This window comes from Maledivibacter sp., from assembly GCA_025210375.1.
Taxonomy (GTDB): Bacteria; Bacillota; Clostridia; order Peptostreptococcales; family Caminicellaceae; genus JAOASB01.
Genome location: JAOASB010000045.1, coordinates 103,624 through 123,289 on the forward strand (window position 1 = coordinate 103,624; position 19,666 = coordinate 123,289).

17 protein-coding genes are annotated in these 19,666 nt (G+C 32.8%); 13 read left to right on the forward strand and 4 right to left on the reverse strand.

The genetic code is table 11. The features are described 5' to 3' along the window. Positions 1 to 2 precede the first annotated feature (2 nt). From N4A68_16055 to N4A68_16075, 5 genes are all read left to right on the forward strand, one after another. A complete protein-coding gene (locus tag N4A68_16055; protein ID MCT4565811.1) occupies positions 3 to 764 on the forward strand; it encodes a LytTR family DNA-binding domain-containing protein in 762 nt (253 codons plus the stop codon). Positions 765 to 931: 167 nt separating this feature from the next. Beyond that, the gene (locus N4A68_16060) at positions 932 to 1,420 is read left to right on the forward strand and encodes a hypothetical protein (protein ID MCT4565812.1); all 489 of its coding nucleotides are present in this window, start codon (positions 932 to 934) and stop codon (positions 1,418 to 1,420) included. A gap of 18 nt (positions 1,421 to 1,438) precedes the next feature. Beyond that, positions 1,439 to 3,043 carry a carbon starvation protein A gene (locus N4A68_16065; GenBank protein MCT4565813.1) on the forward strand — a complete coding sequence of 535 codons (1,605 nt, stop codon included), beginning with the start codon at positions 1,439 to 1,441 and terminating at the stop codon, positions 3,041 to 3,043. Between the two features lie 106 nt (positions 3,044 to 3,149). Then, a complete protein-coding gene (locus tag N4A68_16070; GenBank protein MCT4565814.1) occupies positions 3,150 to 3,440 on the forward strand; it encodes a hypothetical protein in 291 nt (96 codons plus the stop codon). Between the two features lie 13 nt (positions 3,441 to 3,453). Continuing rightward, positions 3,454 to 4,374 (forward strand): ArsA family ATPase, encoded by a 921-nt coding sequence (locus tag N4A68_16075; GenBank protein MCT4565815.1) that lies wholly within the window; start codon positions 3,454 to 3,456, stop codon positions 4,372 to 4,374. Here N4A68_16075 and N4A68_16080 read toward each other — a convergent pair. Together N4A68_16080 and N4A68_16085 are read right to left on the reverse strand one after the other, a co-directional pair. Continuing rightward, complete coding sequence (locus tag N4A68_16080) at positions 4,371 to 5,696, reverse strand: YARHG domain-containing protein (protein MCT4565816.1); 1,326 nt, start codon at positions 5,694 to 5,696, stop codon at positions 4,371 to 4,373. The genes N4A68_16075 and N4A68_16080 overlap by 4 nt on opposite strands. Positions 5,697 to 5,939: 243 nt before the next feature. Beyond that, the gene (locus tag N4A68_16085; GenBank protein ID MCT4565817.1) at positions 5,940 to 6,899 is read right to left on the reverse strand and encodes a D-glycerate dehydrogenase; all 960 of its coding nucleotides are present in this window, start codon (positions 6,897 to 6,899) and stop codon (positions 5,940 to 5,942) included. A gap of 151 nt (positions 6,900 to 7,050) precedes the next feature. Between N4A68_16085 and N4A68_16090 the strand changes: the two genes are divergently transcribed. Further along, the gene (locus N4A68_16090; GenBank protein MCT4565818.1) at positions 7,051 to 8,043 is read left to right on the forward strand and encodes a hypothetical protein; all 993 of its coding nucleotides are present in this window, start codon (positions 7,051 to 7,053) and stop codon (positions 8,041 to 8,043) included. A gap of 566 nt (positions 8,044 to 8,609) precedes the next feature. Continuing rightward, positions 8,610 to 9,209, forward strand: coding sequence for a glycerol-3-phosphate 1-O-acyltransferase PlsY (gene plsY / locus N4A68_16095; protein MCT4565819.1), 600 nt, complete (start codon positions 8,610 to 8,612; stop codon positions 9,207 to 9,209). Between the two features lie 141 nt (positions 9,210 to 9,350). On the opposite strand, the gene N4A68_16100 is transcribed toward plsY, so the two are convergent. Both N4A68_16100 and N4A68_16105 read right to left on the reverse strand, forming a co-directional pair. Then, the gene (locus N4A68_16100) at positions 9,351 to 11,531 is read right to left on the reverse strand and encodes a hypothetical protein (GenBank protein MCT4565820.1); all 2,181 of its coding nucleotides are present in this window, start codon (positions 11,529 to 11,531) and stop codon (positions 9,351 to 9,353) included. A 130-nt stretch (positions 11,532 to 11,661) separates the two neighbouring features. Next, positions 11,662 to 12,537, reverse strand: a complete 876-nt coding sequence (locus tag N4A68_16105; protein MCT4565821.1) for a hypothetical protein — start codon at positions 12,535 to 12,537, stop codon at positions 11,662 to 11,664. A gap of 124 nt (positions 12,538 to 12,661) precedes the next feature. On the opposite strand from N4A68_16105, the gene N4A68_16110 reads away from it, so the two are divergent. From N4A68_16110 to N4A68_16135, 6 genes are all read left to right on the forward strand, one after another. Further along, complete coding sequence (locus N4A68_16110; GenBank protein MCT4565822.1) at positions 12,662 to 13,336, forward strand: galactosyltransferase-related protein; 675 nt, start codon at positions 12,662 to 12,664, stop codon at positions 13,334 to 13,336. 189 nt (positions 13,337 to 13,525) lie between these two features. Next, positions 13,526 to 14,083 carry a DUF4489 domain-containing protein gene (locus N4A68_16115; GenBank protein MCT4565823.1) on the forward strand — a complete coding sequence of 186 codons (558 nt, stop codon included), beginning with the start codon at positions 13,526 to 13,528 and terminating at the stop codon, positions 14,081 to 14,083. A gap of 62 nt (positions 14,084 to 14,145) precedes the next feature. Continuing rightward, positions 14,146 to 15,384: a hypothetical protein gene (locus N4A68_16120; GenBank protein MCT4565824.1), complete on the forward strand. Its 1,239-nt coding sequence runs from the start codon at positions 14,146 to 14,148 to the stop codon at positions 15,382 to 15,384. 424 nt (positions 15,385 to 15,808) lie between these two features. Next, a complete protein-coding gene (locus N4A68_16125; GenBank protein MCT4565825.1) occupies positions 15,809 to 16,732 on the forward strand; it encodes a hypothetical protein in 924 nt (307 codons plus the stop codon). A gap of 720 nt (positions 16,733 to 17,452) precedes the next feature. Beyond that, positions 17,453 to 18,615, forward strand: a protein-coding gene (locus N4A68_16130) for an IS3 family transposase (protein ID MCT4565826.1) whose coding sequence is annotated in 2 segments (ribosomal slippage) — positions 17,453 to 17,720 and positions 17,720 to 18,615 — 1,164 coding nt in all. Because the reading frame shifts where the segments join, the coding sequence is not laid out codon by codon here. Positions 18,616 to 19,142: 527 nt separating this feature from the next. Further along, entirely contained in the window at positions 19,143 to 19,637 is a 495-nt protein-coding gene (locus N4A68_16135; protein MCT4565827.1) for a hypothetical protein, read from the forward strand. Positions 19,638 to 19,666: the final 29 nt, after the last annotated feature.

Consider the following 19,666-nt stretch of genomic DNA (forward strand, 5'->3'; position numbering starts at 1 on the left):
ATTTGATTACATGTATTGTTGTTGATGATGAAAAACCAGCTAGGGATGAAATAAAATACCTCTTAGACAAACACCATAATTTTGAGGTTATTGGAGAAGCAGAAAATGGCGTTGCCGCCATGAACCTTATTTTGACCAATGATCCCGATGTCATATTTTGTGACATAAGTATGCCTTTATTAGATGGTATAAATTTAGCGAAAAAGATTTTAAATAAAGGCATTAATACTTATCTAGTTTATATAACAGCTTATGATGAATATGCTATTAAGGCTTTTGAATTAAATGCAGTTGATTATCTTTTAAAACCTTTAAAGGACGATAGATTCTTAACGACCCTTTCTAAAATAGAAAGCCTAAAGGAAAGTAAACAGCTAAATATGAACAGGATGGATAAATTTCTCAATGAATTCACCATACCACAGGAACGTAAGAGTCATTTGTGTTTATATAAGGAAGGTCTCCTTTATCCCGTAAAATCAGATCAAATATTGTGTATTTATATAGAAGATAAGATAGTAAAAATAGATACTGTAAAGGGTACGTTTGAATGCTATAAATCACTATCAGAGATCGAAAACATCTTACCTGAAAACGATTTTTTTAAATGTCATCGTTCTTATATTATTAATCTTAATTATATTGAGTCAATTATTCCTTGGTTTAATAGAACTTATAGGGTGAAATTAAAGGGTCTAGATAAGGAAATCCCAATAAGCAGAAATCAGACAAATGAATTTAAAAACAAAATGCAAATTCTCTAGGGTATGTCAAAAAATAAATAAGTCAGATTAATATGTGTTTTTGAAATTTTCTTAACCATTAAAAGGAAAATTTGTACCTCTAAGAATCAAATATGTACCATTGAAAATTAAAAACCAGTACTATTTACCCGTGTATTCTATAATTATATAGTAGGAGGCGGGTATTTATGTTTTTTGAACAAACCTTAAGAAAAAAATTAGAAGCCTATTACAATTTAGAAAATGACATTTCTATTGGAGGAAAACATTTCAATTTTTTGGCCTGTTATAATCAAAGAAACTCAAAATATGTAGTTAAAAAGGAAATGGAGTTATATGCTTTTGAATACAATGAATACATATTTTATAAAAAACTGGAAAACATTTTCACCCACGAAAACTTAGATGCAATCAAAAACTTGATGTCCAAACATTACGATGAAGTAATTAATGTGGGTGAAGAGCATATGTCTAGTGTGATTACATTTGTATTTGAAACAGAAATACCCAATGATCAGAAATTAATAAAAGCTATTGAAAGGTTTAAATTTTACAAAAGTTTTAAGTTTGGTTTGAATGGTTGGATCAATGTAGGTATTGTGCTGATAAGTCCCAAGGATAATAAGGGATTATCAAATAAATATGCTAAGAAGGAACTAAAAAAGTTCTTGGCTTAGTAAAGGAGGAGTATCTATATGAACTCATTGTTTCTAATCCTTATAGCAGCTGCTGTTTTCTTTGTAGCATACGTGACCTATGGTGCCTATCTATGTAAAAAATGGGGTATCGACCCAAACAGGAAAACACCTGCTCACACAATCAATGACGGCGTAGATTATATGCCGGCAAAAGCCCCAGTATTACTTGGCCATCACTTTTCATCAATAGCAGGTGCCGGCCCAATTGTGGGCCCAATTGGTGCAGCTATATTTGGATGGGTTCCAGTATTTTTATGGATTATAATCGGATCAGTATTTTTCGGTGGAGTCCATGATATGGGTGCATTATTCGCTTCGGTTAGACATGATGGAAAATCTTTAGGTGAAGTGATTGGTGTTACAATCGGTAAAAATGGTAAAAAACTATTTGCTATCTTTGCATGGTTAACACTATTACTTGTAATTGCTGCATTTACTAACATCGTGGCAAATACCTTTGTTGCGGTACCTGAAGCAGCAACTGCATCGGTATTATTCATTGCCGTAGCAATTATATTTGGAGTTTTCGTATATAGACGGGGCGTAAGCCTTGCAGTCGGTAGTATTATCGGTGTAGCATTACTAATTCTAAGTATTTATATAGGAACGATTCATCCATTGGTACTTGGAAAAACCTCTTGGATGTTTATTCTACTTGCTTATATCTTTGTGGCAAGTGTGACGCCTGTATGGATTCTATTGCAGCCAAGGGATTACTTAAACTCATTCTTACTATATGCCATGTTAATTGGTGGATTTGTTGGTGTAATCTTTATGAGACCAACAATAGAGTTAGCCCCAGTTACAAGCTTTACTATTGGTAAAGCAACCCTATTCCCTATGCTGTTTGTAACCGTTGCCTGCGGAGCTATTTCTGGATTCCATTCCCTTGTTGGCTCTGGAACAACTGCAAAGCAAATCGATAATGAAAAGGATATTAAGCTTATTGGTTATGGTTCAATGCTTATTGAAGGTATATTAGCAACACTTGCCATTGTAACTGCAGGTTATATTGCCGGTGATAAGTTAACAGAATTACTAGCTAATGGTGGCCCTGTAAATGTATTCTCAAATGGTATTGGGGATTTTATGACTTCCTTTGGATTACCTTTCGCTACGGGTAAAAGCTTTGTTGCTCTTGCAATATCAGCATTTGCATTAACAAGCTTAGATACAGCAACAAGACTTGCTAGATTCATATTCCAAGAGTTCTTTGATGTATCAAAGGAATCAACTCCATCACCACTTACCAATAGATATGTATCTACATGTATTACGGTTGTTGTAGGTGGAGGATTAGCATTTAAAGGTTGGAAGGCCATATGGCCATTGTTTGGATCAGCTAACCAATTACTTGCAGCCCTTGCTTTATTAGCAATTGGCGTTTGGTTAAAGCAATCTGGCAAAAACCATAAGATGGCAACTATTCCAATGGTATTTATGTTTGCCGTTACCCTTGTTGCACTTGTTCAATTGATGATTGCTAATATCGGTAATCGCCTATTACTATTCTTCTCCGTAGCTTTATTTGTATTGGCTATAGTTCTAATTATACAAGCTAAATCTGCATTCAGCAAAGCTACAGCTGTTTCAAAAAAATAAATAGGCTATAAAGGAACTTTGTTTTAGTAAAATTGGCTGTCACAAAGTCACGAAGCAACTGATTTCTTAGTGACTTTATGACAGCCCTTATTTATTAAGGATGGTGATGGCAAATGGGATAAAGTCAATATTAGAAAATATAAAGCTATTTTTTATAGGGGCTTTAGACATGCAAGGAAAAGCCCATGGTCATATAGAAAATGAAGCCTCTGAAGCCATGGATCAGTTTATGCTTTTATGCTTTGGAGATATACTAGGTGTTGATTTACCCACAACATATTATGCATTAGAGCTATTACCCTATTTGGCTGAAGAACTTGAGAAATGGCAGATGAGAATGACTGATAAAAAATCGATTTGGGAAGAGAAAGCGGGCAAATTGGACATAGACCCATAGAAGGAGGATGATCATGGGAAAGATAATTTTTTTCGGTGGTAAAGGTGGCGTTGGTAAAACTAGTTGTTCTACGGCTTTTGCTCTTTCAAAAGCTAGATCTGGTCTAAAAACATTACTTGTGTCAACTGATCCTGCCCATTCAATCTCAGATTTGTTCCATTGTCAGATAGGTAATAAATTGACCCAACTAGAAGCAAATCTTTTTGGTGTGGAAATAAATCCAGAAAAGGAGAGTAATGCTTATATAGCAAAGATCAGAAAAAATTTACATTCAATAATGAGTCCAATAATTATGGAAGAAATAAATAAACAGTTAGATGCGGCCAGTGTATCTCCCGGAACCCATGAATCGGCCCTATTTGATAAGATGATTGAACTTATTATTTATACATCAAAGGACTTTGATTATATTATTTTTGACACTGCACCTACTGGTCATACCTTGAGATTATTATCTTTGCCCGAGATGCTTGGTGCATGGATGGACAGCCTTATTAGTAAACGAAAAAAGACTTTAAGCTTAAGAAACATGATAGGCAAAAATAATGGGACTAATGATCCAATTATCGAGATTTTATCTAACCGCAAAAAAAATCTTGCATTGGCAAGGGAGATAATGATAGATGGAGAAAATCTACAATTTATTTTTGTATTGAATGCAGAAAAAATGCCTATAGAGGAAACAAAAAAAGCAGTCAAAATGTTACAATCCTATGATATAAACGTGGCTGCTTTAATAGTTAATAAAATTTTACCTGAAGATAGCTTAGATGAATTTTGGAGGAATAAAAAAATTAAAGAAGTGGAGTACCTTAAAATCATCGAACAAGAAATCCCCGTTGATAAGCTATACAAGATCCCACTTTTCAATTTTGATATGGATGCCTATACTATTAATGAAATGGTTAATTATTTAAATTCACCTAAACACTAAAGCTCTTTGTTGATAGGAAAATTATCAGCAACATCTAATAATTCTTGTGTATCTATATCACCTGAAATGTTGCTGGTTTTCTCACTTTCTGATCCACTATTATAGCTTTTTATTTCATTCCAAATGGAAGTATAATAACCTGCTCTGATAACCACATATTCAAAAAACGTCTCAGCAGGGCTATCATTATGCTTTGAATAATCGTACTCCTTACTGTTTACTAGCTCTGAATGTTTAGCAATCAAATTAATACATTTTTCTGTCATTCCTAGGTCAGCATATGCATTTAACAATTTAACAAAACATTCAGGTGTAGGACTTGTTTCAAATAAGGCTTCACTTTCCTCTTTAATATTTTCATAATATTGTTTCGTTAAATCAAAGGAAAAATTATATTTTTCACCTTGTAACTCATTGACTAAATCTAAACCTGTCCAAGTTGAAACATATCCCCCTCCACCTGGATGATCACTTATTAGTTCCATGACTCCATCTTTATTGACGTCTTTATATTTTAGCTCCTCAAACTCATGCCCATAAAAGGACGCAACATATTTATCATTAATGTCTTCAACAACAAGAATTGTTTTATAACCTAATATATCCTCCAACGCAAAAAATATTTCCTCCATCCCATCCCTATCTTTGTCCTCAATATTTAATATATCCCTAGCTGTATTAGCTACACTAATAATTTCATTTGTATTTTCATCATTTATATTTTGAGAATCGAAAATCATCTTCATATTTTCACCGTCAATTTTATAAATCTTAAACTGATTAAAGGTTTGATCCATTCTTTCCCTTAGATTCTCCTGCAAAAAAAATTCCACCCTATATAAATAGCCTTCATCTCCAGAAGTTATAGTAGTTTCAAATACTTTACTTGATTCATTACTCTTTTCTAATACCTTCTCTACTTCAACAATTCCGTCAATATTTTCGATATCAATTTTAGTTAGCATATTACTAACATCCTTCAATCTCGGTTGATACCACTTAATTTTGGAGAAATACTCTTTATATTTTGACGATGTAAATATATATCCATATTTTGCATAGACGGCATTTCTCAGTATACTTAATTCTTTTTTATCTAAATTCTCTAATTTTGTAATGTCAATTATGCTATCAAGGTTAAAAATTTCTTCTTTTATATTTATTTCATGTTTTATATCACTAGTTATATTTTCCGTGGATACTTCTTCCTTAATAGAATTAGGGGCCTTTACAACGGTATCCTGTGATTTTTCTCTATCACCACATGAACAACTGAAAATCATCATAAACATTACCATTAAACAAACCATATATTTTTTCATTTCCCCACCAGCTTTCCAATAATAATCAATCCATAATACTCCTCTTTCATTTTACATAACACCCTCACTTTAAAGTAAAATCTATGAATGTCGCTATATACCCAATTATTCTATCATATTTTTTTCATCCAGTAAAAGAGAAAAACACTAATAATAGGCATTAGTGTCGGTATTTGTTCATTTTATTGGCAATAGGGCTTTTTTCTTATAGTACCCAATATATGCTTTTCCATCTTAAGAAACCTAATATATGCAATTCGGAGGTGTTTTACCACCCAAAGCCGCTATGATATTATCAGCAGCCATAATAGCCATATTGATTCTTGTTTCATCAGTTGCACTACCTATGTGGGGACATAATACAACATTATCTAGTTTCTTAAGCTCCTCCTCGATCTTAGGTTCATTTTCATATACATCTAGTCCGGCTCCCCATATCTTATTTTCCTTTAGGGCTCTTACAAGGGCTTTTTCATCAACTACTGCTCCCCTAGATGTATTAATTAAAATTGCATCCCCTTTCATCATATCAAACTCTCTATCACCGATCATATGTATTGTATCCTTTGTTAATGGAGTATGTAGTGATACATAGTCAGATTTTTTTAAAAGATCTTCTAAGGATACAAATTTAGCTTCAGTTTCTTCTTCAAATCCCTTCTTTCTAGATCTATTATAATATAGGATATCCATATCAAATGCCTTTGCTTTTTTTGCAAAAGATTTTCCTATACGTCCAGCTCCAATTATTCCAAGCGTCTTACCAGTAATGTCCTTCCCTAATAATAACTTAGGAGCCCATGCCTCAAATTTACCCTGTCTAACATATTTGTCTCCCTCCACAACCCTCCTTGCCACTGCGAAGAGCAATGCCCATGCCAAATCGGCAGTTGCGTCAGTCAATACATCAGGAGTATTAGTAAGATATATATTCATACTTTCCCCTGCATCTATGTCCATATTATTATAGCCGACGGCATAATTAGCAAATACTTTCACCTTAGTCCCTGATTCCATAAGTTCCCTATCTATTTTATCCGATAGCTGGCATAAAACTCCATCCTTATCTTTAACTTTTTCTTTCAATTCATCATAGGTTAATGTTCTATCTAATTTGTTTACTTCAACGTCAAAGTATTCCCTAAGTTTATTTATTCCTTCCTCTGGTATACTTCTTGTTACTAAAACCTTTTTTCTTATCATAATTTTACCTCCTTATTTTTATCATAATCTTACTCGGCCTTTTAATTCTATTTTAGCATTATGATGCTTAAAAATATTATTATTTTTAAATTTAAATTTAAAAGTATCGATTAAATAGACAATGGAAATAATATCTTTGAGGTGATTTTCTATGAAAAAGCTCAAAATAAAATTTATATATTCATTGATTATTCTTATTTTTATAATGCTGATATCATCTTGTGCCAAACAGACTCCACAAAAGCCAACGCCAAAATCCGATGAACCAAAACAGATGCCTCCAGTAGTTGAAGAAATGGAATCTGAGATTATTAGCATAATGTCTGCTGTAGATATGATACCCTATTATAAGAAACAAATTGAAGAAAAAAAGAAAAAGGATCAAGAAAAGAAAGAGTTCTCTAAGGAATTAGCCATGGGTGGTCAAGAGGGTGGCAATAAAGGTGCAGATGAAGGCTCCCAGGGAGGTGCCCCCCAAAACCAAATGAGCCAGCTTGAAAGTATGATTAAGTTTGAACCAAAACCTATCACTATCAATGATATTTTACTATCGGATATTTTAAAAGCCGAAGCTACAGATAAAAAAGATAGTAGCGGTCAAAAAATACCAAATGATATAGCCTTTATGTGGCATGAAATAAATACAAAAATAGGTGGACTACATAAAAAGTGGAATTCTTTAGAATCTGAAGTTATAAAATCTGGGACCTCTCAAGAATCAATAAGCGGATTTGAAAACACTTTAAATAATCTAACAATTTCATCCTCACAGTATAATTTTATTGACACACTATTTTATAGTAACAAATTGACATTATATATTCCTGATCTAATCAAGAACTTTAAGAAAAAGGTTCCTAGTCCAATATATTATATGAAATATCATCTTAGACAAATAGTATTAGATTGTAGGATTAAAGATTATACTAAAGCATCTAATAACTATAATAAACTAAGCATCTATAAGGATGCTATAGTATCCCAACTAATAGATAAAAAATTAAGTCCATTGGCAAATAAGCTGAATACATCTATAAAGGATCTCGAAAATGCTTTGATGTTAAAGGATCTAAACATTATTAAAATAAAAGCTAGTGTAGTTATGAGTAATATTGAATCCGTAAAGGAAGAGTTATCAAAATAAAAGCAAAGGTTTGGGAACTTCCTTTGCTTTTATTTATTTAAGCAAATTGCATAATAGCAATTATGCAGCATCTTGTTGACAAAGTCAACAAGATGGCAGGCTGTTGAGAAATTCGGAGTTCAAGGCGTGCTGCAACCGAGAGGCCGTAGCGTATACAGACATACGTAAGGGTTCTTGGTTGCAGCAACAACGAAGAAATTCGGGTTTCTCAATAGCCTGGCATAATAGCAATTATGCAGAATATATTGTAATAATAATTAATTTATGTTGCTTATATTGCATCCCTTATTTATAATAATTATAGAGATTGGGGAAATTACATAACTCTTACTTGGCTAAGACTAATATGGCAATATCATCCTTAATTTAATTACTTAAGATATAAGCATATTTGATGGTATAGCTTTGAGGATTTTAAAACTACATGTATAGGGTTTTCATAGTATAAGTTAAAGTCTATACTAAAATCCCTATAGATGATTTTTATAGAAAGTAATTATGCAATTTGCTCAGATTGTACAAAACCTTAATTTATACATATATAATATTTTGAAAGGAGCATTATCATGGGTCATATCTTATTTCCAGCTATCTTTAGCTACTTGATTGGAAGCATCCCGTTTTCTTTTCTAACGGCAAAATATCTTGGAGGAATTGATATTAGGAATTATGGAAGCGGTAATACTGGTGCTACAAACGTATTTAGAACACTAGGCAAAAAATCAGGTGCAATAGCTTTTGGTGGAGATTTTCTAAAGGGTTTTATAGTTGCTCTACTAGTAAAGATATTTATCAATATTGACGTAGCTGTTATCTGTTCAGTATTTGTCGTTATAGGTCATTGCTACCCTATATTCCTAGGATTTAAAGGAGGAAAAGGAGTGGCTACAACTGGAGGTACAATTTTTGCCCTCTATCCATTAATCGGATTCATTCTACTAATTTCTGTAATACTTATTATAATAGCATCACGCATTGTCTCACTTGCATCAATATCTGGAGCCATATTATTTCCTATTATTTCCTTACTATTTAAAACCCATAATTATTTTCTTATATATTCCATTGCACTTAGTTTATTTGTCATATATAGACATAAAGCTAATATTTCCAGACTTCTAGCCGGCAAGGAATCAAAAATAAGCTTTAAATCCAATAATGATTAACCATAAAAGCGACTTAAAGCCTGCCCTTTGAGTACTATTATAATCTATTCTTGCAAAGAACAAATAATGATTTAGAAAGATACTTGGGCAGGTTAAAGGGTCAATATAGAAGGATTCCCTTAATCATTTTTTACCCTTATGTCAATCTGTCATACAAGAACAGTTATCCCTACAACACGATTGACAACTTATAGCTAGACTATGAAGTTCTCCTGCACATATCTGTGTCACATTACAGAGGTAGCTAATTTTTGATGGAATCCTACTATCTGCCATGCTTCCATCTCCAAGTTGACCATCTGAGTTATCCCCCCAAGCGAAAACAGTATTTTTTACCAAGGCTAAACTATGTCTTCCGCCCGCCGCTATAGCTACAACATCTTTACAGAGTAAGACAGGTATTGGGATATTACTGTCAATAAAAGTTCCATTTCCTAGTTGACCATTCTCATTATTCCCCCATGCGAAGATATTACCATCACAGTTAAGTGCTAGACTATGTAATCCCCCACCTGAGATTTCCTTTACATTGACTAGTCCACGTACTTGTACTGGAACATTGATATTATTATCAAAGCTTCCTATTCCTAGTTGACCAAATCGATTGTCACCCCACGCATAAACTATACCATGTCTTCCTATTGCTAGACTATGGTTATCACCGCAAGATATGGCAACAATACATTCTAGACCCTCCACCAGTTCTGGCACAGGCTGATCGATAGTTGTACCATTACCTATTTGTCCAAACTCATTGTCCCCCCAAGCCCATACTCTATTATTCTCATCAAGTGCTAGACTAAAGCCACCGCCTGCGGATATTGCAATAATTCTAGTTAGCCCAATGACTTCCTTTGGTATGGTTCTATTAATAAGTGTTCCATCCCCTAGCTGACCGAACATATTATTTCCCCATGCGAAGACTTTTCCATCTTCTCTAAGTGCCATACTATGACTTTCTCCTGCTGCTATTGCCTCTATGCAATCAAGATTATTAACTAACCCCGGATCAGGTCGTCCGTCTCCAAAAGTTCCATCACCTAATTCGCCAAATCTGTTGGAGCCCCACGCTCTAATTTTTTTATCGGATTTTAATGCTAAGTTATGAAATTCCCCACAGGCTATATCTATAACACCTTCTATACCTTTTACTTTCACCGGTATAGTGCTGTACAACCCGAATCTACCGATTCCGAGTTCGCCCATGGCATTATTTCCCCAAGCCCACAATGTCCCATCATTTTTTATGGCTAAACTATGAAGTCTACCTGCACTAATGTATTTTACATTTTCTAGTCCAACTACGTCCGTCGGCATATCACTATTAATATCCATTCCATCTCCTAACTGTCCCGAGGTATTAAGCCCCCATGCCATTACTTTACCATTATTAAGTAACGCCATACTATGACCATCTCCAGCTGCTATGGAACCAAGTTGTGCCATATTAATATTACTTATGTTAACGACCTTAACAGGTGTATTTTCCTGATCACCTCTCTCGCCATTACCTAGTTGACCATTTTCATTATTTCCCCAAGACCATAGGGTTCCATCTGATTGTAATGCTAGGCCATGGGCTAATCCAGCAGATATTGCTACAATATCACTAATTGTTGCCACCTGGATAGGTACTGGATTGTTAAAGCCTGTAGATCCCGTTCCCAAACGACCATCGAAGCCTATCCCCCATGCGAATACTGTTCCATCGGATTTCAAAGCCAAACTATATCTTTCCCCCGCTGATATTGCAATCACATCTGTAATAACACTTTGTTGCGGCGTAGTGACATCGCCACTGTTAAAACCTAATCCTAATTGTCCAGAAAAATTACTTCCCCATCCAAATACTTCTCCATTAGAATTCAATGCAAGACTATGCTCCAGTCCACCTGCCACTGCAACAATATCTTTTAATCCTGTGACATCCACAGGGATCTCACTTCCTATGTCAGTACCATTTCCTAACTGTCCATTAAAGTTTGCTCCCCATGCCAATACACTACCATCGGATTTGACGGCTAGACTGTGCAACCCTCCTGCACTTATATAGCTTATATTATTAGCTCTTACAACTTCGACTGGAACATTTTGATTAATTCTAGAATTGATCCCCAACTGACCAAAGGTATTTTCTCCCCATGTAAAAACTTTTCCATCTGATCGTAAGGCTATGCTATAATCCCCTCCGCCATCTACTTGTATCACATCATCTATACTACATACATTTACAAAGGTATTTTGAATGCTACTATATCCTAACTGACCATAGTTATTGTATCCCCATGCGAAGGGATTACATTTTTTATTCTTCTTATACATCGATTATTCACCTCAATATTTATATTCCAACTAATAGTGACATACTGATTTTGTTCCTATTCCTGATTTGGGTAGTATAATATATTAGCGGAGGCTTTAATTGGTTACATTTCAATATTTTCATGTATAGCTATTGTTTTTTTAAATATTTCCAGATACATTCAATATTACATAAAGTATCATATGTGTCAGGAAATTCATCCAATATTATACCAATGCAATTTTCACAGAATTCTTTTCTTAGACGATTGGATTCACATAGAGTTTTCTTATATCCCCATATATGTGTATACTTTTGGTATTGGCTAATATCTATGTTATTGGATATATAAGAAGTGATTTCTATACCCATTTTCTTCGCACACATTGATAGAAGCCTCTGCTCTGCAAATACCATCAAAGTCACTTGGTTTCTTTGGTCTTTTGGCAGAATGAACTCAGTGTTCATGAAAGTCATAGCCTCATCTACATAATAATCTTTTAACTTCTGATTATTAAAATGTGCTAATGCTGTGTTACAAGGATTTATCATCCAATCCCACTTATCATCATAATCATAATCATATAAGTTGGAAAATTTTTTGTATTTTGGATAGATCATTTCATTCAATATTTCTCTATGAGTAACACATAAATCATGACCCCTTGTTTCCTCAGCTATAGAGTCCCATACGATGAAATCCATATCTAACATGGTAATAGGTGTTTGTTCCATTGCTAGAGCATATATCTTTCCTGCTGCCCAAAATAAATGTGGTTTCAATGTCTTCGGCACTGATTTTTCTAATGAGTCGTCTATTCCTAAGTCATAGATATCCCCTAATCCCAATTTCTCATAGTACTTATAACCAATCTTATCCACATACATCTTAATAGAACCATTCTTCTGTCTCCATTTTAAGGCAGATAATATGGCAACAAGCAATTCAAAATCCTCGATAAAATAATCTTCATTAGGATGTTTTATAAAAAATGGTTTAGTCCAATTAGCATGAAAAGCATTCATTTTGACACTCCCTCAATTATTATTTACTCTTTTATTTATATATGATTTATTAGAGATAATATACACTTTTTGCCACTAGTAAAATATATATAATAGTGAAATATGATAAAGGTGGGCTTTACCCATGAATACATTAAATAATAATATATCCATATTGATTAATTACAAAGAGGGTTATCACAATGATATGAACTGGTGGATAGTCAAAAATAGATATGAATCTATACTTCCAGATGCACAGATTTGTGTTGGTCACTATAAGAAAGGTGAGTATAATAAATCATCAGTAATAAATGATGCGGCCAAGAATGCAACTGGAGATATTTTTATCATTGTTGATTCCAATATAATATTTAATCTAAGAAGTATAACAAAAGGACTTACTATCCTAGATCAATATTCTTTCATTATTCCATATAATAATCTTATATATCTAGATTATTATTCCACTCAATATTTCCACAGCCTTTCTACTGATATAACTATAAACAATGCTTATTTTAATGGCTATAAGAAATCGATTGGACATACAGGTGATATCTTTATAGTTACTAGAAAAAATTTTGAAGCCATTGGAGGTTTTGATGAAAGTATCACCGAATGGAACGAGGAAGATATAGATTTTGCCAATAGGCTATTTAATGAATTCGGAGATTATCACAGGCTCATTAATGAGTCCATTTGGAGTCTTTTCTATGAAAAAATAAATTATCCATCTTATGCTAAAGGTATTAATGTTAAAAAATTATTACCTGCTAATTACTCTACAGAAGATATCTCTTGGGATATAAGAATCTAATCTCAAAAAATTCATTCTGCTCTTAGACACGATATGTCCCATTTTCACATAATATATACTGCAGTATCCTATATAAATAACTTATATAATGGAATCTGTGATTATAGACAATATATAGTTTCAGAGATCATAATAACTCACAAGATGATTTATTTAGTATATCCCCCATCATTAAAAGGAGGTGAAAAAATGTCATCGGCTTATATAAAATGTAATCAAACTGATTGTGCCACAACATGTCAAAAAAAATTAAAAAAAGATATTAGATTAGCTTGCGGCAGTAGTGGAAGAGAATATGATGTTATTAATAGACAAGGTGAAACTCTTGATCTTGCTTCAGTTAGTATTGACTTAAATGGATTAATAAGTCCACTAGTTAAAGTTGATTTCTCAACAACTGTTGAATTTGAAGTGGAAACTCAAAGCCCAGGTAGTAGCACAACATTAGATCTAGAACTTGAATTTATACTATCGAGAGTCTGCGAGGACGGAATAGAGCAAGAGCTTGAAACTTATACTTTTGTCAGAGATTTTAATATAACAGAAGGCGGTTCAACACTATTGGTAAGAACGACTGATCCAATCTCCTTTACTTTCTGCGATTGTGTAAACGCTTGTAAGACTGGTTGCTGTTCATATTTAATTAAAGTCTTCGTATCTAGTGTTGATACTACACCTGTACAAACAGCTAAGATTGATGAAAGTTTTATCAATGCCATTGCTCAAGGTGTTGTCAAGTGCTGTTAAGTATATTGTTTTTGAGAGTGCTATGCACTCTCAAAAACAATATAGAATGGAAGGAGGAATATATGAAATCAGATAAACTCTATTCTAAGATTCTCATTAAAAATATTACTGGACAACATTGGGAGTTTTATGTATTAGACAATAAGCTTTTTTATATTGTTAGTAATGAAAATACCTATATGGAAAAGCAAGTAAAGTTAATAGATAATATAAATACCTACGATATAGCTATTGATACACATAATAATATTCATTTGGTGTATTCCTGCTATGGAGGAGAATTCTGCTATATGAGGTATTCAGATGAAGTTTGGAGTAAAAATACTTTCTATAAGGCTGATGAAAAAGTAGAGATAGATTTCATTAATATTCTGACCACTAATAATTCAGTCCATATATTCTATACGTATAGGAATAATAGAAAATATTACAAGATATTTCACATCTATGAATCAACTGACCAATGGATATATACTCAGGTGGCTAAAGTTCCTCTGTGGAAAGTGTCCATACCTTATAGGGTTGATTCTAATGTGAATAATGATATCATCATGCTATTCATGGCTAGATTTCAAGGTTACAATAAAGTTTATTTTAAGATATTTAATTCCCAAAACTCTATATGGTCTATCTCAAAAGGATTGAAATTGGATAAAGGCAATGCCGTTATCAAAGATTTTTTAATTGACTCTAGAGATAATCATCACCTTATATATCATGATAACACTCATGTTTGCTACGTGAATTATCATCTTGGAAATGCTAACCCTACTTTTAATTCACCACTGAATGATCTGAAACATCCAGAAAATGGACTGTTCGCTGACTATCAAATATCTGAATGTGATGACAAGATTTTTGCCTCTTGTAATGATGGCCATAGCTTGTATTGTTTTACTTCCGATGACTTTGGAAAAACGTGGGGTGAAAAAATAGAATATGATTTGAATGATATGTATCCCACTAAGCTTATTTACATCAGAAGCGATTTTCAGATAACGAAACCAATTATTACTATGGGTAGCATGACCAATGAAATAAAAGATTTATTGGGCATGACTGATTATCCCCCCCAAAAGCAGTCTGATAAAATCATTACTCGTGAGATTGATGAAAGTCCTCCTCAAGATACAAATATAATAGACGATGAAGAAATCTCAATGAATGATAATGAAGAAGAAATCACCAATCCTCCTGATAATTTATTATATGAATCCGATGATAAAATTCCTATTGAACCTGATGATTACAATGAAGAATCCATCATCAAAAAACTTAAAAAATTTTTTTCCGATCTCTAAAGATTTCTTTGTAATTACCGCACCAACTGGTATGGTTCTATTTTTCTCATACCAATATCCAAAATTTATTATTCCTGTATAATTGATTAGCTTGCCCTGTGTCTTAGATGATTAATAGCAATCTTAATTCTTTATAGTACTTAGGTTGAAAAATATCTCAATGGGTTCTTGCACAAGTTATACCAGAACTTTATATATTGTATAGAGGACATATCCCAATGTATTGTTGAATACACCCCAGTCTAAGATAATCATAATATTATTATAAAATAAGAATTCAAAATTATATTACAAAAAGTTAGGAAATTGATATTCAAAGAGCATAATAATCGATTACAGTAAATTCGTTATGGTATGCGGGTTAATGATAGTTTAGTAAAGTATCTAATAGTTTAATAATTTTAATGAAAAGGAGAGATATGAAATGGATCATAATATATGTGATTGCTGTACTGGTAAAGTGAAGTGTAAGGAACCACTTCATTGCGAAGATATAAAAACAGAGTGTATTTTTGTAGAAAAAGTATCTGATTCAAGGGTTCTGAAGACACAACAGATAATTGATTGTTGTCCATGCCCTATAAAAATCGACAAAGAGATAACAGAAATAGTCCCAAATTCTTTAAAAATTAAGTGTAGGGTACTTAAATTTTCACCTATTACTGAAACATTGAAAATAAATGGAAAAGTAGTGGATATCTGTGATTATGATAATATAGTAACAGGCCCTGGTGGTATGGAACAGATTAATCTAAGAGGGCTTGATCTAGATTTCAAGAGATGTATTGAAATAAATAAGGGCATAAAAGTAGATGTTAAACAGAAGGTATCAATTGATTGTAAAGTCAAGATAAAGGTCACCGGCAAAGGAATAGTGTATGATGATAGGGGATGTCCTTGTAAGGTTAGCTTTGCAGGAGAGGATACAATTGAATGCTGTTTCGAGAATATTAGATTAAATTTCGAAAATATGTGTATGCCAAATAACAATGCTGTCTTCCCTGTTCTAATCGGAGATGTTTGTGCCGCTAACTGCAAATTTGATCTTGATGAAGCAGAATTAATAAGCGATTGTAATTGCACTTCTAATCAAATCAAGCTCGATGGTGATTTAATCTTCTGTATTAAATGTGAGAAAAAAATAAAATTCCCTGTAGAACTTTGTGTTCTATCAACAGGTTATTGCAAATCACCAGAGACTAGTATAGGATGCGAAGAAGAAGATTATCCTGCTCTATTTCCAATAGGATTTAGAGAAGAAGGTTGTCCAAGTTTGAATGAAGCGAAAAAGACTGTAGTAGAAGAAAAAGAGAAAAATAGGGATCGTGGATGTAATAATATGTACTAGTTAATATAGGGGTGCTGTCCATATAGACGACCCCATTTTTTTCCTAAAAAGAACATTGAAAGTAAAATTTCTTCATTGGCAATAGAGATAAAAAGGGTACATCAGCAGTCCCATGAAACATATGGAGCAAGAAGGATTAAGTCAAGGATAGAGAAAACGAAGCATAGTTTAACCTTGATATTATCTTAAATATCCGTAGAATAAGTATAGCGAGTAAGTATAAATTTGATATTACGAGAATTCATTAGAAATTCTAAGAGAATTATCTTAAAATTACAGATATGCTATAGCTGCTAGACAATATTTTAAAAAAACTCTATAAAGCATAGGTTTGCCAATTGAAAAATAAAGCATACGCTTGCCAAACCAGCAGACTTATGCTTTAAGTTACATTCTTGTGACTTAAAACATAACTTTGCCATAAATTAAAGCATAAATTTTCCGTTTTAATAGATTAAATTCAAATAAAATTATAGTAAAAACAATAAAAGTAAAGCATAAGTTTGCCATAAGTTTTTTATAAAGCAAATACTTACCAAAAGTTTTTGTCAATATAATCTATTAACTTTATTTAATAAACATAAATTAATTCCATAATCGTCAAATTATGAAAACTACAAATGGTACATGTCTAATTATTGTTTAGATATGAGCTATACCCGATTTGCTGGACACATAGAAAAGTATGTATAATATAAACAAGAAAGGAAGTGTTCAGCAATGGGGAAAAGCAAAGGATATAGTCCTGAATATAAAAAAGAAATAATAAGATTAGTTACAGAACAAGGCAAAAAGGTAAAAGATGTAGCATTAGATATAGGGGTTACTGAAACATCTGTTAGAAGATGGATAAAAGAATATGGTGATCACGGTAAAGATGCATTTCCAGGTAAAGGACGCTTAAGACTAGAAGATGAAGAAATCCGTAGGTTAAAAAAGGAATTAGCCGATATTAAGGAGGAAAATGCAATACTAAAAAAGGCTATGTGCATCTTCACAAGACCCGAGAAATAAAGTATAGATTTATCAAAGAACATAGCTCCGAATTTCGCGTGGAGAAGATGTGCAAAGTGTTTAATATTTCAAGGAGCGCATATTACAGATGGCTTAAGAATCCTATTACTCAAAAGAAACAAGAAGATGATCAGCTTCTTAGGGAAATAAAACGTGTACATAAGGAATCACGTGAAACCTATGGAGTTCGCCGTGTAACTGCACAGTTAAATAAAGAAGGAATACCCTGTGGCAGAAAAAAAGTAGGGAGACTTATGGTAGAAAATAATATATTCTGCCGTAGCAAGAAAAAATTCAAGGCTACAACTAACTCAAACCACAGTCTACCTATAGCTCCAAATTTATTAAATCAAAACTTTATAGCAGAGAAACCAAATCAGATCTGGTGCGGAGATATTACCTACATCAGTACAGAAGAAGGTTGGCTTTATTTAGCTGCAATAGTGGACCTATATACAAGAAAAATAGTGGGATGGTCTATGAGTACATCTCTATCTAGACATTTAGCTATTGCTGCTTTAGACCAAGCAGTAAAAAGAGAACGCCCAGAAGAAGGAGTGATATTCCATTCTGATAGGGGTGTTCAGTATGCAGCCTATGATTATCAAAATAGGCTCAAAAAGTATAATATGACACAAAGTATGAGCCGTAAAGGTAACTGTTATGATAACGCTCTTATGGAATCGTTTTTCTCTAGTCTAGAGAAAGATACAATATTTGATAAGAAATTCAACACGCGTTCCGATGCAAGACTAGAGATAGTAGATTATATTGAAACATTCTATAATCCAAAAAGGCTTCATTCTTCCCTCGGGAATAAATCTCCAAGAGAGTTTGAAATTGACTATTATAAGGAAGTTGCAGCATAGGCTTTCACTATTTAGATATGAATTTTTATTGGATTATTTATCTTGCACATCCTGCGTAATTGTCTAGTATATCTTGTTTGTAATATAGTCAATGGCGAGCATAGCGAGGGCAAAGCCTTTATCATTTACTATATTGCAAACAAGATATATCATATAAGCAGCAGTGATGGATATTGAACAATATGAAACCTCATATAATAAAAACCGAAGAAATTTGAAGTAATTCTAAGAACAAGGTAGAAAAAGTACGCTTCTTTGTGTCTATCTAGGTGGGAACAGTTCAAACATAATGTATTCAATATAGTTTTTCATTCAGCAATAATTTCTATAAACATAAGAAAATATAGAAAAAGAAAGAGATAATAATTCTTGTGTATATTAACACACTAAAACTTTAGTTAGTGATCTTTTGGACAAATAGAAAATTGAAAAATATTCCATATTCATATATAATTTATATAATTAAATACTTCTTCTGGAGAGAAAATGAAATGATATAATATGAAAATAAACGGAGTTGAAAGAATATGAATATAGGTTTTAAAAAATATGTTTTTATTGTATTGATTGTATTTAGTGTTATCGGACTAATAAAAATAGGTACTACCACTAAGGTTGAGAGATTTGAAGGAGCATATCTGGAAAACATTGATGGATCTAGTCGCATCCCAAGTAAGATTGTTCAAAATTTTTGTTCGATGATAATAAGCAAAGACTATGAAAAAGCTTTCCTGTATTTTCCTGATAATATTAGGAAGAAATTAGACTATAATGAGTATATACAAAATTCGGACAGCTTCCGCAAATACATTGATAATAGTAATGTAGAATATAATTTAGTTGCCATTGAACGAATTCGAAAGGGTTTTGGTATGACAATAAAATACGAGCATCTCATTTATGATGAACAAAATAATCCAATTGCAAAAGCATACTCTACATTTAAAAACAAAAAATTAGTCAATATACATTTTTCATATGATCAATCTAGATATATTGAAAAGTTTGGCAAAATGCGTTAACTTAATTTTTTTGAATTTACTATTTTGCA

Coding starts and splice junctions, on each gene's coding strand:
- N4A68_16060 (MCT4565812.1), top strand. CDS start 932: ATGTTTTTTGAACAAACCTTAAGAAAAAAATTAGAAGCCTATTACAAT.
- N4A68_16065 (MCT4565813.1), top strand. CDS start 1,439: ATGAACTCATTGTTTCTAATCCTTATAGCAGCTGCTGTTTTCTTTGTA.
- N4A68_16070 (MCT4565814.1), top strand. CDS start 3,150: ATGGCAAATGGGATAAAGTCAATATTAGAAAATATAAAGCTATTTTTT.
- N4A68_16075 (MCT4565815.1), top strand. CDS start 3,454: ATGGGAAAGATAATTTTTTTCGGTGGTAAAGGTGGCGTTGGTAAAACT.
- N4A68_16080 (MCT4565816.1), bottom strand. CDS start 5,696: ATGAAAAAATATATGGTTTGTTTAATGGTAATGTTTATGATGATTTTC.
- N4A68_16085 (MCT4565817.1), bottom strand. CDS start 6,899: ATGATAAGAAAAAAGGTTTTAGTAACAAGAAGTATACCAGAGGAAGGA.
- N4A68_16090 (MCT4565818.1), top strand. CDS start 7,051: ATGAAAAAGCTCAAAATAAAATTTATATATTCATTGATTATTCTTATT.
- plsY (MCT4565819.1), top strand. CDS start 8,610: ATGGGTCATATCTTATTTCCAGCTATCTTTAGCTACTTGATTGGAAGC.
- N4A68_16100 (MCT4565820.1), bottom strand. CDS start 11,531: ATGTATAAGAAGAATAAAAAATGTAATCCCTTCGCATGGGGATACAAT.
- N4A68_16105 (MCT4565821.1), bottom strand. CDS start 12,537: ATGAATGCTTTTCATGCTAATTGGACTAAACCATTTTTTATAAAACAT.
- N4A68_16110 (MCT4565822.1), top strand. CDS start 12,662: ATGAATACATTAAATAATAATATATCCATATTGATTAATTACAAAGAG.
- N4A68_16115 (MCT4565823.1), top strand. CDS start 13,526: ATGTCATCGGCTTATATAAAATGTAATCAAACTGATTGTGCCACAACA.
- N4A68_16120 (MCT4565824.1), top strand. CDS start 14,146: ATGAAATCAGATAAACTCTATTCTAAGATTCTCATTAAAAATATTACT.
- N4A68_16125 (MCT4565825.1), top strand. CDS start 15,809: ATGGATCATAATATATGTGATTGCTGTACTGGTAAAGTGAAGTGTAAG.
- N4A68_16135 (MCT4565827.1), top strand. CDS start 19,143: ATGAATATAGGTTTTAAAAAATATGTTTTTATTGTATTGATTGTATTT.